The sequence below is a fragment of the Streptomyces brasiliensis genome (assembly GCF_014647875.1).
Lineage (GTDB): Bacteria > Actinomycetota > Actinomycetes > Streptomycetales > Streptomycetaceae > Streptomyces > Streptomyces brasiliensis.
Genome location: NZ_BMQA01000019.1, coordinates 88,729 through 104,420 on the forward strand (window position 1 = coordinate 88,729; position 15,692 = coordinate 104,420).

13 protein-coding genes are annotated in these 15,692 nt (G+C 69.0%); 7 read left to right on the forward strand and 6 right to left on the reverse strand.

Annotated features, from left to right (window positions below; all coding sequences use genetic code 11):
- Positions 1-145 precede the first annotated feature (145 nt).
- Positions 146-1,069: an SDR family NAD(P)-dependent oxidoreductase gene (locus tag IEZ19_RS26350; RefSeq protein ID WP_189313772.1), complete on the reverse strand. Its 924-nt coding sequence runs from the start codon at positions 1,067-1,069 to the stop codon at positions 146-148.
- A 169-nt stretch (positions 1,070-1,238) separates the two neighbouring features.
- Positions 1,239-2,009 carry an SDR family NAD(P)-dependent oxidoreductase gene (locus IEZ19_RS26355; RefSeq protein ID WP_189313773.1) on the reverse strand — a complete coding sequence of 257 codons (771 nt, stop codon included), beginning with the start codon at positions 2,007-2,009 and terminating at the stop codon, positions 1,239-1,241.
- Positions 2,010-2,455: 446 nt separating this feature from the next.
- Between IEZ19_RS26355 and IEZ19_RS26360 the strand changes: the two genes are divergently transcribed.
- From IEZ19_RS26360 to IEZ19_RS26390, 7 genes are all read left to right on the forward strand, one after another.
- On the forward strand, positions 2,456-3,073 hold the full coding sequence (locus IEZ19_RS26360; protein WP_189313774.1) for a VOC family protein: 618 nt from the start codon (positions 2,456-2,458) through the stop codon (positions 3,071-3,073).
- Positions 3,066-3,815, forward strand: a complete 750-nt coding sequence (locus tag IEZ19_RS26365; RefSeq protein WP_189313775.1) for an SDR family NAD(P)-dependent oxidoreductase — start codon at positions 3,066-3,068, stop codon at positions 3,813-3,815. The genes IEZ19_RS26360 and IEZ19_RS26365 overlap by 8 nt, the downstream gene beginning before the upstream one ends.
- 91 nt (positions 3,816-3,906) lie before the next feature.
- Entirely contained in the window at positions 3,907-6,156 is a 2,250-nt protein-coding gene (locus tag IEZ19_RS26370; protein ID WP_189313776.1) for a molybdopterin-containing oxidoreductase family protein, read from the forward strand.
- Positions 6,153-6,938: an SDR family NAD(P)-dependent oxidoreductase gene (locus tag IEZ19_RS26375; protein WP_189313777.1), complete on the forward strand. Its 786-nt coding sequence runs from the start codon at positions 6,153-6,155 to the stop codon at positions 6,936-6,938. Before IEZ19_RS26370 ends, IEZ19_RS26375 begins: the two co-directional genes overlap by 4 nt.
- A 909-nt stretch (positions 6,939-7,847) precedes the next feature.
- A complete protein-coding gene (locus tag IEZ19_RS26380) occupies positions 7,848-9,299 on the forward strand; it encodes an aldehyde dehydrogenase (protein WP_189313825.1) in 1,452 nt (483 codons plus the stop codon).
- A gap of 493 nt (positions 9,300-9,792) precedes the next feature.
- The gene (locus IEZ19_RS26385) at positions 9,793-11,013 is read left to right on the forward strand and encodes an ABC transporter substrate-binding protein (protein WP_189313778.1); all 1,221 of its coding nucleotides are present in this window, start codon (positions 9,793-9,795) and stop codon (positions 11,011-11,013) included.
- Positions 11,014-11,351: 338 nt separating this feature from the next.
- Entirely contained in the window at positions 11,352-11,564 is a 213-nt protein-coding gene (locus tag IEZ19_RS26390) for a hypothetical protein (protein ID WP_189313779.1), read from the forward strand.
- A 234-nt stretch (positions 11,565-11,798) separates the two neighbouring features.
- On the opposite strand, the gene IEZ19_RS26395 is transcribed toward IEZ19_RS26390, so the two are convergent.
- The 4 genes from IEZ19_RS26395 to IEZ19_RS26410 all read right to left on the reverse strand — a co-directional run bounded on the left by IEZ19_RS26395 (position 11,799) and on the right by IEZ19_RS26410 (position 15,612).
- Complete coding sequence (locus IEZ19_RS26395; RefSeq protein WP_189313780.1) at positions 11,799-12,917, reverse strand: NDMA-dependent alcohol dehydrogenase; 1,119 nt, start codon at positions 12,915-12,917, stop codon at positions 11,799-11,801.
- An 85-nt stretch (positions 12,918-13,002) separates the two neighbouring features.
- The gene (locus tag IEZ19_RS26400) at positions 13,003-14,013 is read right to left on the reverse strand and encodes a zinc-binding dehydrogenase (RefSeq protein ID WP_189313781.1); all 1,011 of its coding nucleotides are present in this window, start codon (positions 14,011-14,013) and stop codon (positions 13,003-13,005) included.
- A 171-nt stretch (positions 14,014-14,184) separates the two neighbouring features.
- Positions 14,185-14,514: a ferredoxin gene (gene fdxA / locus IEZ19_RS26405; RefSeq protein WP_189313782.1), complete on the reverse strand. Its 330-nt coding sequence runs from the start codon at positions 14,512-14,514 to the stop codon at positions 14,185-14,187.
- A gap of 96 nt (positions 14,515-14,610) precedes the next feature.
- Entirely contained in the window at positions 14,611-15,612 is a 1,002-nt protein-coding gene (locus tag IEZ19_RS26410; protein WP_189313783.1) for an alpha/beta fold hydrolase, read from the reverse strand.
- Between the last annotated feature and the right edge of the window lie 80 nt (positions 15,613-15,692).

Sequence of the window (15,692 nt, forward strand, 5' to 3'; positions counted from 1 at the left end):
GTGTCCGGGCGCGCAATGCCGAGTACGTCGCTGATCGTTCCGGTGAGCGGGTACGGCGACGTGCGGCAGGCGCCAACGTCGGGCCGGGCGGTCAGCCGGCAACCAGGGACGGGAGAGCGTGGGTTTCTCCCTGGACCGCGCGCCGCTATTCGCCGACGAGTGCGCGGGTGTTGCCGAGCTCCGCGAGCCGTTGATTGATCAGGCGGACCTCCTCCTGCATACGCTCCAGTTCGTGGCCGGGGCGGAGGTCTCGGATGGTGTCGAAGCCGGCCGCGATCTCCTCGACCGTGGGCGGATTCGGACCGGGTGAGATCCAGCCGTCCCCGAGCACCGTGGCCACCCGCGCATAGCGGCCTCCCGCAGCCGAGTAGACACCGCCTGTACCCGCCGCGTCGGATCCGGCCAGGAAGACGGCGAACGGGGCCACGTACTCCGCTGCGGCCCGTCGGCCCATGGGGGCGAAGAACTCCTCGGCGCCCTTGGTGCGCCCCGGATTGGTGTCCGCCATCGGCGCCAGGGCGTTCACCCGGATTCCATGCTCGGCTCCCTCGATGGCGAGCACGTGGGACAGGCCGAGGATTCCTCCCTTGGCGGCGGCATAGGACGCCATCCCCGCCATCCCGAACAGGCCGATGGTGGAGACGGTGTTGAGGATGCTCCCGCCGCCCTGCTCGGCCATGCGCCTGAACGCGGCCCGGGAGGTGAGAAACGTGCCCATCAGATGCACGTCCACCATGCGCCGGAAATCCTCGTGGGCCTGCTCGACCAGCGAACCTCCGTAGACGATCCCGGCGTTGTTGACGAGCGCGTCCACCCTGCCGAAGTGCGCGACCGCTGTGTCCACGACGGCCTCGGCACCCTCCGGATCGGCCACCGAGTACGGCGCGCTCACCGCGGCCGCGCCGGTGCCGCGCAGTTGCTCCGCCACCCGCTCGGCGAGAGGCTCACCGCTCTCGTCGGTGGCGATGTCGTTGACCACCACGTGGGCACCCTCGCGGGCGAATGCGTCGGCGTAGGCGCGGCCGAGTCCTTTTCCGGCACCGGTGACTATGACGGTCCTGCCCTGCATGGGGAATCCTCTTCCGCCGAGGTTTCTTCGGACGCTGCACGCAGAATCGACGCAATAGTCCGACCAACCGTTTGGTGTAATGTTTTCTAGGTCCATCCGACATCGAATGTCAACAGGGGCGTCGGCCCCGTGGACTCGACACCCGCGGGAACGTCGGCCGGCCCGGGCGTCAGACGCTGAAACCACCGTCCACGTCGAGGCATTGCCCGGTGATGTACCGGGCGCGCGAGGATGCGAGAAAGACGACCGCCTCCGCCACGTCCCGAGCCTTGCCGAACCGCCGGAGCGGGACGCGCTTGAGTGCGAACTCCTGCGCCTGCTCGCCGAAGTCGCCGTTGTCGATGATCGCTCCGCCGATGCCCTCTTCGAGGATTCCGGGCCCGACGCAGTTCGCCCGGACGCCGTAGCGCCCCTCCTCGGCGGCGATGGCCTTGACCAGGGCCTCGACAGCCGCCTTGGGGCTCGCCGACAGGCAGTCGCGCACCGGGTACTGGCGGACCGCCACGGTGGTCACCGCGACCAGCGACCCCCGGGAGGCGCGCAGATGGGGCAGGACGGCCTTGGCCAGGTTGAAGAAGGCGACGTACTCGTCGTCGACGTGCCTGCGGAACAGGTCCGCGTCGATGTCGGTCAGGTAGCGCTGGGGGATCAGCGGTCCGGAGGCGTGCACGACGGCGTCCAGGCCGCCGAGCGCCGTCGCCAGTTCCGCCACGCATCGCATGGCGGCGTCGGTGTCGGACAGGTCGACCGCGCGGGACTCCACCGGCCGGCCGGTCTCGTCGTGGAGCTGTGCCGCCAGCAGCTGGGCCGATTCCGCGTTCGAGCGGTAGGTGAAGGCGATGTCGTTGCCGCTCCCGGCGAGGAGCCGGCAGGTCTCGGAACCGATCGCGCCGGTACCGCCGGTGACGAGGACGCGAGGCCGACGGGGCGGGGTCTCCATGGCTGGGCCCTTTCGGTGAGGTGGTTCTTCTCTGGACGCGGCGACGCGCGGGGCCGCGGTGAGCCGTCGGCCGGGGGCGTCTCAGCCGCCCAGGGGCGGGGGAGGGCGGCGACGGTCTTGCCGGGCTGGAGGGAGCCGCGCTTCTGGCTGGTGCTGTCGATGAGGATCGAGGACCGCAGGCGAAGCGCTTGCCGTGCCGGGCCGGGATCCGGTCCAGCAGGTGATCCAACGCGCCGGCGGCGACGGTCTTACACGTCTGCACCGCACGTCAGCCGCAGTGGCGGAGAACGTGCTGCGTCCGGCGTGACTGCTTGGCCGGCCCCGTGCGGTCGCTGTCGCGTCGCCGCCCGACACCTTGTCTCTCCTCGCGGCCGGACCCTAAGATACTATCAAACGGTTGGTTGGTAATGGTCGGTGCGCCCCGGGAGGCAGCGGTGCCGAAGGTTTTGTCTGAGGCAGTTCCGGACGCGGTTCCGGAAGCAGTTGGGGACGCGGTCGGGGTCCGTCGGCTCGATCATGTCGCTCTCGCCGTCCGGGACCTCGACCGTGCCTGGGCGATGTTCGGCGAGACTCTCGGCGGTCGGTTCGTCACCGGCGGGGACAACGACGAGACCGGCATCCGGCTGCTGCACCTGCACCTCGGTGGTTTCAAGATCGAGCTCATGCAGCCGCTGCGTGCCGACTCGCTCGTGTCCCACACGCTCGATCGGCGCGGCGAGGGAATGCACCATGTGACCTTCGTGGTGGACGACCTCGGTACGACCGTCGACGTCCTTCCGGTCGCGGGCTATCCGCTGACCGGCACGGACCTGTCCAACCCGGTCTGGCGAGAGACGTTCGTCAGACCGTCGGCCACCCAGGGCGCCCTGGTCCAGTTCGTCGACACCACTCGCGACTGGAGCCAGGGCGTCGACGGAGTCGACCTCGACACCGTGCTGCGGGGCGGCGCGGTGTTCCGCGGTGCCGTTCCCTGTGTGCGCCGCGCCGCCCAGAGGCCTGCCGATGCCGTTCGCGCAGCTTTTGATGACGTCCCGCAGCGCATCGAGGGGGTGTCTCATGACTGAAGGTGCCACGGAGACTGAGGTGTTCGCCGGACGGACGGTGGTCGTCACCGGCGCCGGTGGAGGCGTCGGTCAGATCCTGGTGCGCGGCTTCGGCGGGCAGGGAGCGCGTGTCGTGGCCGTCGACCGCGACACCGCGGCGCTGGACCGTCTGAAGGCGGACACAGACGTCGTGTGCGTGCCGGCCGACGTCTCGAAGGCCGAGGACGTCAGGCGCGTCGTGGGCGAGGCCGGCGAGGTGGACATCCTGGTCAACAACGCCGGTGTCATCGATCGCCTCGGCATGGCGCACGAGGTGGCCGTGGAGGAGTGGCACAGACTGCTCGACATCAACCTGACCGGGCCCTTCCTCTTCTGCAACACCGTCCTGCCGGGCATGCTGGAGCGCGGGCGCGGCGTCATCGTCAACGTCGCCTCGGTCGCCGGGGTACGCGGAGGCCGCGCCGGGGCGGCGTACACCGTCTCCAAGCATGGTCTCGTCGGGCTGACGAAGAACATCGCCGCGACCCTGGGGGACCGCGGCATCCGGAGCAACGCCGTGTGCCCTGGATCCATCCAGACGGGTATGCAGGACGTCACCGACGCCTTCCCGTCCGCGCTCGAGGCGCTCTCGCGCGACAGGCGCAAGCCGGCCCCGGCGCTGCCCGAGGAGATCGCCTCGGTTGTCATGTTCCTCGCGTCGGACGCCGCTGCGCGCATCAACGGGGTCGCGCTGCCCGTCGACTCGGGGTCGCTGGCGTTCTGAGCGCTGAGCCCGGTCGGGGTCTTGTTCGCTCCCCGTCGCAGGGCAGGGCCCCCGCCAGCACGTGTTCGGTTGAATATTAGGGAGCGGAACTGTGGCCAAGTTGACCTTTGGCGGAGACGTCAAACGTACCTTCTGCACGCTGTGCCCGCAGCACTGCGGCATGCTCATCCAGATCGACGAGGACGGCCACCCGATCGCGTTCGACGGTGACCTGCACAACCCCGTCGCCAAGGGGAAGCTGTGCATCAAGGGCACCACCGCGATCGAGGTGCACAACCACCCGGACCGGCTCAACCACCCGATGAAGCGGGTCGGCGAACGGGGTGAGGGCAAGTGGGAGCGCATCTCCTGGGAGCAGGCCCTCGACGAGATCGCCGAGAAGCTCGCCGACATCCGCGACCGTGAGGGACCCGAGGCGCTCGCCACCCTCGGAGGTACGCACAAAACCCCCGGTGACTGGGCGAGCTGGCGCTTCGCGTGCGACTTCGGCACCCCGAACTTCGTCAGCCAGGGCCGCAACTGCGGTGTCGGCGAGTACATCGCCGAGGTGTCGGTCTACGGCTGGGACACCGTGTACCAGTCGCCGCACCCGGGCGTCACGAAGTGCCTCGTCATCTGGGGCTCCAACCCGGCCGAGTCCTCTCCGCCGTCCTTCGAGCGGCTCCGGGCGTGCCAGGCGCAGGGTGCCAAGCTGATCGTCGTCGACCCGCGGCGCACCAAGACCGCCGCGCGGGCGGACCTCCACCTCCAGCTGCGTCCGCGCACGGACGGCGCGCTCGCCCTCGGGTTGATCCATGTCATGATCCGCGACGACATCTACGACAAGGAGTTCGTCGAGCGGTGGTGTCTGGGCTTCGACGAGGTGCAGGCCGAGGCCGCGAAGTGGACGCCGGAGCGTACCGAGGAGATCACCGGCGTGCCCGCCGCCGACATCGTCGAGGCCGCGCACATCTATGCCACGAGCGGTCCGGCCCGCCTCATGTTCGGTGTCGCCGCGACCCAGCTCGGTGAGGGCGCATCCCGTTCCGCCGTCCTCGGCCGGGCCATCCTGCGCGCCATCTCGGGCAACCTCGACATCCCCGGTGGTGAGCCACTGGGCAACCCCTACGACAAGACGCACTTCGCCTGGCTCGAGAACATGAACTTCGAGAAGCTGGTCGACCACCCGCTGCGGACACGTGAGAGCGTCAACGCCCACGAGACCCGGATCACCTCGATCACCGGCTACAAGGCGTTCCGGGAGGCCACTCGGCGGATCTACCCCGACGGGCACACCGGCACGGCGTACGTCCTCTTCGCGAGTCAGCCGGCCATCTACCGCGCGGTCGTCGAGCAGGACCCGTACCCGATCCGCGCGATCATCGTCCAGTGCGGTGAGCCGTTGCTGTCGATGGGAGCCGGTCAGGCCGCCTACAAGGCCTTCACGAGTCCTGAGCTCGAGCTGCTCGTCGCGATGGACATGTGGATGACGCCGACGGCGCAGCTGGCCGACTACGTCCTGCCCGCCGCCGACTTCATGGAGCGGGCGGACCTCAGCGCCCACTGGGGCATCGGCAACTTCTTCGTTGTGGGGCAGCAGTCCGCGCAGACGATCGGTGAGCGCCGCAACGACTACGACCTCTGGGCGGGCCTCGGCCGTCGGCTCCTGGACCCCGACAACTGGCCCGAGACGGTCGAGGGGATGTTCGACCGGTTCCTCGCTCCGTCGGGCAGGACGTACCGGGAGTGGGCCGACGGTGAGGTCAACCACCACTTCACCCGGCCGAAGTGGCGCAAGTACGAGGAGCACGGCTTCGCCACCCCGTCGGGCAAGGTCGAGCTCGTGCCCAGCATGTTCGAGAGGTTCGACATCGATCCCTCGCCCGTCTACACCGGGCCGCCCTACTCGATCCCGGACGCGCCGGAGGACGAGTACCCGCTCCAGATGATCCCCGGCAGCCGGGTCCGCGAGCTGACCGCGTCGAACCTGCGGCAGAGCCGACGGCTCAACCGGCTCCACCCCGAGCCGCTCTGTGACATCCACCCGGAGACCGCCGAGCGGTGGGGCATCACCGACGGCGAGTGGATGGTCATTCAACGGCCGGAGGGCGAGATCCGCCAGCGTGCCCGCTTCGACGCGACGATGCGCAAGGACACCATCAACCCCGACGGGTACTGGTGGGAGCCGAGCCAGGCGCCCAACGAACCGCACTTGTCGGGTGTCTGGGTCTCGAACGCCAATGCCATCACACCCGGCGACCCGAAGCTCTCGAACTTCGCGGGGGACCAGCCCCTGCGCGGTGCCCGCTGCCGGATCCGGGCCGCCCAGGCGCCTGTTGCGGTCATGCCGGTGACGCCATGAGCGGGTCGGCCGCCGAGGCGTTCGGCGGGCGTGCGGGCGGGGCTCTGGTCGTCGGGGGCAGCGGTGCCATCGGCGGCGCGGTCGCCGAGCGGCTGGCGGAGATGGGCGCCGACATCACCCTCACGTACAGCGGCAGCGCCGAGCGGGCTCACGCCCTCGCGGACCGTCTCGGAGGCCGGGGCCGCGTCGCTCGGGCGGCCAGGATGGACATGGGAGACGCCGACCAGGTGCGGGCCGTCGTCGAGGACGCGGTGGACAAGCACGGCGGCCTGCACACCGTGGTCCTGGCCGCGTCGCCGACGAACCACCAGGTCCACGTGAGCCGACTCGATCCCGCGCGGTACGCCGAGCAGCTCGCGGTCGACTCGGGCGGCACCTTCCGCGTCGTCTCGGCCGTGCTCCCGACGCTGCGGGAGCGCCGGGGCTCGGTCGTCGTGGTGAGCACGGTGGCCAACCGCCGGTTCGTCCTGCGGGACGTTCTGTCCTCGGGCCCCAAGGCGGCGAACGAGGCTCTCGTGCGTGCGGTGGCCGCGGAGGAGGGACGTTTCGGCGTGCGGGCCAACGCGGTCGGTGTGGGCATCCTCGACGAGGGGATGACGCAGGTTCTCGTCGACAGCGGCGACATCCGACCCGGGGATCTCGAGCACGCACTGACCCGGATACCGCTGCGCAGTTACGGGAAGGCGAGGGACATCGCGGCGGCTGTGGCGTTCCTGGCCTCCGACGACGCGCGCTACGTCACGGGTCAATGGATCGATGTCGACGGTGGGTACGGATTGTGACACGCAAGTGGGCGGGTGGACACGGCTGCGGCCGTGTCCACCCGCCGCTGCGGCGTTCCGGGGGACTCACCCTGGTCGGCGACCGGTGCCGCGGGGCGGGGTGGCCGGCCCCTCGTCGTCGGCGGAGCTCGGTAGTGAAGGTGATCAACGACCGGGCTCGTCACGCACTGAGCATCGCGGGCCGGCCGTAGTTCTCAGCGGCCGGTCCGGAACTGAGACGGGTCAGGTCACGTCGATCACCGTCTTGGCCACCGACCGGGGCTCGCGCTGCGCGCTCGGTCAGCGGGGCGACACCATGGTGGAGTTCGTGCACCATCACATGCTGGAGCACCCGGGCTTGGTCGACGTGATGCGGCGACCGTCATCGTGTGCACGTGGGCCGGCGGCCAGAGTCCGTAGCTGTCCACGGCCCGCTCGGAGGCGGGGAGCACCCCCTATGGCGTGCTTCGTCGACGATCGGAGTAGGCGCCGGCCCCGGCGGCGGGTGGCCCGGGGCGGCGGCGCACATCACCCCGGAGGCGCATGCGATCGATGACACCAGTACGACCTTGCCATCCACGGCTGCCGTCCGGTGGGTCTTCGGCGACCGGGACCCTGCTGCCTGATCAGGGTGACCCGGGATGTTCGAGGGGCCACCTCAACGCTTCGCGCACTGGGCCTGGTGTACGTGCGCCCCGCGCGTGTGGTGAACAGAACGGCAAGAGACGTGTGACCGGGGACTGTTGCCCGAAAGCATTAAGACAAACGGTTGGTTGACAGAAGTAGCGGCCGGCTGGAATTCTCGGAGCACCCCATCGATCGATGGGACATCCTTGTCAACGCCAGAGTCGCAGTGCCCGACCTGTCTCGTGCAGGAGCGTCGGACCGTCTCTGGCAGTGCATGCCGGGAGGAACCAGATGTCCGACCCGATGACTACCACCACGCCCCGGCTCAAGAGCTACGACAAGCTCTTCATCGGTGGCAAGTGGGTAGAACCCAGCAGCGACAAGAAGATTCAGGTCATCTCGCCGAGCACCGAGGAACTGATCGCTACGGTCCCCGAGGCTCGGGAGGCGGACGTCGACGCGGCCGTTGCTGCGGCGCGCAAGGCGTTCGACGAAGGCCCGTGGCCGCGGATGAGCCCGGCCGAGCGCGCGACGATCCTCGCCAGAGTCGGCGAAGAGGTCGGTAAGCGGCTCGAGGACATGATCACCGCCTTCACGGAGGAGATCGGTGCCCCAACGGGATTGAGCCGCGGCTTCCTCGGCTTCGCGACTCAGAACTGGCAGGACGGGGCAACCCTGCACGAGCGGTTCTCGTTCGAGGAAGAGCGCACGTGGGACGGTGGGCACGGCAAGATCGTGCGGGAGCCCGTCGGTGTCGTGGCGACGATCATTCCCTGGAACGGCCCGGTCGGCACTGCCTCGTTGAAGATCGCGCCGGCGCTCGCCGCCGGATGCACCGTCGTGCTCAAGCCGGCACCCGAGGGACCGATCGGCACCAACCTGCTCGCCGAGGCTCTGGAGGCTGCCGGGCTGCCCGAGGGCGTCATCAGCGTCCTGCCGGCGGGCCGGGAAGTGGGCGAGTACCTCGTCCGGCATCCGGATGTCGACAAGGTCACCTTCACGGGGAGCACAGCAGCCGGGCGTCGCGTCATGGCGCTCTGCGCGGACCGCATCGCCCGCGTCACGCTGGAGCTCGGGGGCAAGTCCGCCGGCATCATCGCCGACGACATTCCGCTCGAGGACGTCATGCCGAGCCTGGGATTCGCGGGCATTCTCAACTCCGGCCAGGTCTGCGCGGCGATCACCCGTATCCTCGTGCCCCGCGAGCGGCAGGACGAGCTGCTCGCCGCGCTCAAGGCATCCTTCGCACAGGTCAAGGTTGGTGACCCGCACGACCCCGAGACGATGCTCGGCCCCCTCGTTTCCGAGCGGCAGCGCGATCGCGTCGAGGAGTACATCCGATTGGGGCGGGAGGAGGGGGCCCGTGTCGTGTTCGGCGGAGGCCGTCCCGAGGAGCGCGACAAGGGCTGGTACATCGAGCCGACGATCTTCGCAGATGTCAGCAACAATATGCGCATCGCGCAGGAGGAGATCTTCGGCCCGGTCGTTTGCGTGATTCCTTTCGACACCATCGACGAAGCGGTGCGGATCGCCAACGACTCGATGTACGGCCTGTCCGGAGCCGTATACGCCAAGAACGAGAAGCTCGCCGAGGGCATCGCTCGTCGAATTCGCACGGGGCAGATCTCCATCAACTCCTGGGGCATGTGTGTAGTCCAGCCCTTCGGCGGCTTCAAGCAGTCAGGTCTTGGCCGTGAAGGTGGCGTGGAGGGCCTCGAGCCATTTCTGGAGACCAAGCTGATCCAGTACGCCTGAGGCGTGTTATGCAGTGCCTCGGTCGGCCATCCCTGGAGTCAGCAGGGTAGGTGCACAAGGACGCAACGGCGCGAGGGGAGCAGTTCCCACAAGGGATGCGCGGGGCGGTGGGCCGGCCCCAGTTGGCCGATGACCTCTTTCTCATGCCGGCTGTCCTCAGGGACCCCGATGCTCACACCGCGCAGGTGCCGGCCAGGATGAGATCGAGGACCGCGGCGTCGCTGCGGGCGGGATCCGGGCCGCGCCGGTATCGGCACCGCACCCTCTTTGAGCGCTGACTTCGTCACCTCCTCCCGCCTGTGTCGATCCACACAATGCGCCTGAGAATCTCTGGGGACGCGCGAACCGTTGCGTGCGCGCTCCCGGCACTCCGCCGGCCAGGGCAGCCCCAGGCCACAGCCGATGAACAGTTTCTCTCGGCCGAATCCCGAGGCCCATTCCCAGCAACGGCCGGGCGGCGAGTCTCGGTCATTTCCCAGACCAGGAGAACGCAATGACGCGTGCTTTGCGGGCCGGCGTGGCCCTTTCACTGACAACGGCCGTGCTGGCCGGCTGCGCTCAAGCGCACGGAGAGGCCGGCGCCGCCGGATCGATCAAGGTCATGAACATCACGGCCTTCGGCACCGAACTGCAGAACTTCCCCGACGTTCAGGACGGGACGGTAGCGGCCGTCAAGGCGATCAATGCCCACGGCGGTGTGCACGGGCGTCGACTGGAGCTCATCACCTGCAACACCAACTCGGACCCCAACACCGCGCTCAATTGCGCGCGCAAGGCCGTGAGGGAGAACGTCGTGGTCGTCCTCGGCTATCTCGACAACTTCACGACACAGACCCTGCCGCTCTTGGAGCAGGCAGGCATCCCGAACATCGGCCTGGAGTCCCTCGGCAACCCGATCGACTACACCTCGAAGTCGTCCTTCCCCTTCGACGGAGGCACAGCCGCGGCCTCCCACATCGCGCCGTTCGGTCTCAAGTCCTCCGGCGCCACCACCATCGTGGCGGTCTCGGCTGACGTGCCGTCCGCCATCGAGAACGCCAAGCTCGTCAAGAAGGGCGCGATCAAGTCGGGTCTGAAGTTCGGCGGGATCGTCAAGGTGCCGACGAGCGGTGTCAGCGAGTACTCCTCCTATGCGCAGCAGATCAAGGAGATGGGCGGGGACGGCGTCTACTTCAACACCACGGTGGGTCAGTTGCAAGGGGTCATCAAGGCGGCCCGTGCCATGGGCCTGCAGCGGGCCACCTGGTCCTACCAAGCCGATGTGTTCGGCGCGAACGAGGCAAGTGGGTGCGGAGCCCTGTGCGACGGCCTGCTCCTCGTCAGCCCGACGCCGGCGTACAGTGACGACAAGAGCGACGGCATCAAGAAGTTCAACGCCGACATGGACGCCGCTGGTTTCAGCAAGCCCGGTCAGAAGCGGCCCGGCGCGATCAACGCATGGATGTCGGTGTACGCCTTCAAGGATCTGCTGGAGGGCCAGGGCAGCAATCCCGCGATCACCGGCGCCATCACAGCGAAGAGCGTGACTGAGGCCCTCGATGCCGCACGGAACGTCAGCATCCAAGGCATCACGGAGTGGAGCCCGGGCTCCAGCGGCCCCGCTGCCTTCCCACGCGTGCGAGCCAACACGATCTATCGATTCCTCGAGGTCAAGGGCGGGGACGTCGCGCCGACGAAGCTTCCGGACGTCGAGCTGGTGAAGGTGCTCGGCTGACAGCGGCAACCAGCCCGAGACCGCGGACGTCGGGTGATGGGGTGGCCCGTGACGCACCGGAGCTCCTTGCTCCGCAGGGTGTAACCAACCTGCGGAGCAAGGAGCTTTGTGGTCAGCTGTCGTGCACTCTCGACGTTCCTGCGGACGCGGATTCCTGCTGGGGAAACTCATCGCTGTCCGAAGCAGTGAACCAGGCAGCCCTGGAGTGCCGCGGCCTCTTATGACCAACCCGCCGTGTTCCTGGTGTGGTTCGCCAAGGGGGAGGCGTTCACCCAGCTCGGTGCGCACTTCGGAGTGTCTACGACACCGCCTGGCGCTACGTCACCGAGGCGGTGCAGGTGCTGGCCCCGCTCGCGGCCCCATCCTGGAGCAGGCGGTGGCCGCCGCCGGCGAAGCGCCACTCGGTGCTGCGGCATCCTCATCCCCCGGCACGACGGCTGGGAGAAGGGGCCGATGCCGCCCTGGCCAAGCTCCGCGCCGCAGTCGAGCGGCCCTTCGCCACCCTGAAGCGCCGACGGGTGCTGGACGTGCTGCGCATAGCGCGCCGCTGATGCATCGGGGATGGCGGCCGGCGTCGGCCGAGGCACTCGACGGCGTGGCGCGAGACGTCGAGCGTGGCGACAAAGCTGACCGACGTGAAGCCCCTGGTTGCTACGGGCGTGATCTTGGCAGACTCTGTCCTACCAGGGGCTTCACGTCTGTCAGTGGCCAGGCCCCGCACGTCCGATGCGTACCGATCGGGGCGGTTCAGGCCACTTCGTGGAGATCGCTGCACGGGGAAAACCTCAGTCGTAGACGATGACCCCGCGGATGTTGCTGCCCTCAGCCATGTGCTTGTAGGCCTCGTTGATTTGCTCGAGCTTGTAGGTTCGGGTGACCATCTCGTCGAGCTTGAGGGCGCCCCGCTTGTACATTCCGAGGAGGCGGGGGACGTCCACGGCCGGCTGGCAGCCGCCGTAGATCCCGCCCCGGATCTGCTGTTCGAGCAGGACGAAGCCGAGCACGCCGAGCTTGGCGTCGGTCTGGGTCTCCGCCGAGACGCCGCCGATGGCCAGGACGCCGCCCTTGGAGACGTGATTCAGGATCGGCTGTATGAGGTCGGCGTCGACGACACCCATGGTGAGGATCGCCCGGTCCACGCCGACTCCGCGGGTGAGCTCCTGCACCAGCGGCTGGGCCTCCTCGAGGTCGGCGGCGACGTGGGTGGCGCCGAACCGCGGGGCCTGTTGCCGCTTGAACTCGGCCGGGTCGACGACGATGATCTCGCGTGCGCCGGCCATCCTGGCTCCTTGGACCGCGCTCATCCCGACACCGCCCACACCGATGACCATGACGACGTCATCCGGTTGGACGCCAGCGATGTTGACGGCGGTGCCCCAGCCCGTCGGCACCGCGCACGCGGTGATGGCGGCCGCCTCGAACGGGATGTCCTTGTCGATCTTGATGAGCGACTCGACCGGGCTGACGATGTACTCGCTGAAGGTGCCGAGGAAGGTCATCGGGCCGACCGGGTCGCCGCCGGCGGTGTGGATCCGGTGAGTGCCGTCGAGCATGTACCCGGACATCAGCTCCGCGCCTCGGTCGCAGAGGTTGCCGCGGCCCTTGACGCACCATGCGCACGTGCCGCACGACGGCATGAACGTCGTCGTGACGTGGTCGCCGACCGCGAGGCTCGTGACGCCGGGGCCCACCTTCTCTACGATGCCGGCGCCCTCGTGGCCCCCGAGGAAGGGGTAGGACTCCCGGCTCTGGTCACCGAAGGACAGGTGCGCGTCCGAGTGGCACAGGCCCGCCGCCTTGAGCCGGACGAGCGCCTCGCCCTCCTTGGGGTCGTCGAGGATGAGGTCCTCGACGACCCACTCGGTCGGCCCCGGCCCCCAGACCAGTGCTCCGCGTGATTTCATGCTTCTCCCTTCTCCCGGGGCGACGTTGCCCCGTGCCTCGCCGTGGTGCGGTCAGTTGATCTTGAACCTGTACTGCAGGAACCAGTCAGGTCACGTCGATGACCGTCTTGACCACCGACTGGGGCTCGTCCAGGGCGTACCGGAGCGCCTGCTGGGTGTCGGACAGCGCGAACCGGTGGCTGACGAGTCTCATGACCTTCGACTCGTAGCGCCGGCTCAGAGCGATGGCGCCGGGGAAGTCGAGCGTCGCGCGGCTGCCGTAGACATCGAGCTCCTTGCTGGTGAACAGCCGCATGTTCACGTGCAGTTCCTGCTCCGAGACACCGACGATGGAGATTCGGCCGCCGACGGCGACCACCTCGAAGGCCGACCGCGCGACGGTCGGTGCTCCGGTGGCCTCGATCACGACGTCGGCCCCGTCGCCGTCGGTCCAGCGCAGTACGCGCTCCGGGAGCTCGGCGAGTCCCGGGACGGTCTCCTCGGCGCCGAGTTCCACGGCGAGGTCGAGGCGTGCCTGGTGCTGGTCGACGACGAGTACGCGTGCCCCGCGATCGGTGGCCGCGAGCACCGCGCCGAGGCCGATCGGGCCGGCGCCGAGGACCACGACCCGGTCCCCTTCGGTGACGGAGGGCCGGGCCACCGCGCGGAGGCTGACCGACAGCGTCTCGGCCAGGGCGGTGGCCGTGGGGGACAGCGAGCCTGCGGAGTGGCAGTTGACGGCCGGTAGGACCAGTTCCTCCTGGAATCCTCCCGGACGGTGGATCCCGATGGCGATCATGTTCTGGCACGTGTTGCGGCGGCCGTTGCGGCAGGCTCGGCACTGCCCGCAGGACGTGACCGGCTCCACCGCGACCCGGTCGCCGACGGTCAGGCGGGCAGCCGCGGACGGGGAGACCTCGACGACCCGGGCGCTGATTTCGTGTCCCTGGACCACGGGGTAGTCGACGGGATAGGAGCCGTCGAAGACATGCAGGTCGGTGCCGCAGACGCCGACGCACTCGACGCGCAGTCTGACGTCTCCGTCGGAGAGCTCAGGGGGCTCGACCGTGCTGAGGCCGATGGCGAACGGCTCGGTGGTGCGGGCTGCGGAGTGCATGGTCCTCCTCGGTGCCAGGGTCACGGGTGGTGAGGCGTGCTGTCCGGGTCCGATGGCAGGCGTGTGGGCGGTCAGGCGATGACGAAGATGCGCGCTGCCCGGTTTCCGGAGTGGCCTCGGGGTCCGGCGCTTTGAGGCCGGGGTCTCCGCGCCGGACCGGTGTGCAGAGTTTCAGTCGGTAACGGTCACCGGCGCGGGAAGGGCGGCCACCGCGGGATGGTCCCTTTCGGTGGGGCCGAGGGAGGCCGCGCCGCCCGGACTGCCCAGCTCGGCGAAGAACTCGACGTTGATCGAGGCGTAGTGGCTGAAGTCCTCAGGCACGTCGTCCTCGAAGAAGATCGCCTCGACGGGGCACACCGGCTCGCAGGCGCCGCAGTCGACGCACTCGTCCGGATGGATGTAGAGCATCCGCGGGCCCTCGTAGATGCAGTCAACGGGGCACTCGTCGACGCAAGCTCGATCCTTGACGTCGACACACGGTTGGGCGATGACGTAGGTCATTCAGCAGCACCCCTCATATTTCAAGCAAACAGTTGGTTGAATATATTCGACGGCGAGACGCTGCGTCCACCCTCGGTCCGGCGTGTCTGTGGCTCCTCAGCGCCAGGCGGCGAGGACTCCGCGGACGGCTGCGACGAGGGCGAGCGGCTGGTCGAGCAGGACGTGGTGCCCGGCTGACGGTACGAGGGCCAGTGGTGTTCTGCCGTGGCGGGAGACGGCGGCCGGCGACCGCGAGGCTGCCCCGAAGACCTCGACGGCCTGCGGGGTCAGGTAGGAGTCCTCGCCCATGACGACGGCATACGGGCAGGTGCTGTCGCTCAGTGAGCCCTCGAAGCGGGCGATCCGGTTCCCGGCGTCGGCGCCTCCGTCGTTGCCTGCGAAGATCTGGGGGTCGAAGCGCCAGCGGTACCCCTGCGCGGTCGCCGTGAGGCCGTGCCAGGCGATGTGTCGCATATACCAGTTGTTGGAGCACTCCTGGCGTGGAATCAGGCGGAAGCGTGAGATGGGGACCTCCGGGTCGGCGTGGTATCGCGTCGGTGCGTTCGCCCGGGCGGCGATCTCACCCTCCGGGGCCGGGGCGCTGTCCCACACCGGAGAGTCGACCACGACGAGCCGGCCCATGGTGTCGCCTGCCGTGACGGCGAGGTGGGCCGAGACGATGCCCCCCATGGAGTGGGCGATGACGACGGGTGGCGCCGTGGACGTGGCCAGCGCGACGGCGCGAACCTCCCGGGCCCACTGGGCGACGGTGTAGCCGTCCGGTCGCCAGTCGCTCAGGCCGTGGCCGGACAGGTCCATCGCCACGACCGGCCCCTGGGACCGGAGCAGCGGCGCGAGCGGGCTCCACCAGTGCGCGTGCGCGCTGCCGCCATGGACGAGGAGCGTGGCCGGTCCCGGCCCGCCGGGCCAGCGCAGGTAGCGGATGCGGGCGCCTTCGTGTTCCACCTCCCCGACCGTCGGTTCGTCCAGGCCGGCGCGCCGGAACCACTGCGGGGCGTCGGTGGCCTCGTGGCGCAGGGGGTCCGGAAGGTATCGGGCCTCGGTGCCCTCATCGGGTGCCGGCTGCGTGGGCGGTGAGTGGGTTGCGTGATGCAGCATGATGGTAAATTACCAAACAGACGGTCGGTTGTATGGTGGAGCCGTGCGACCCGAGACCGCGGCCTGGCCCGCCGGATCCT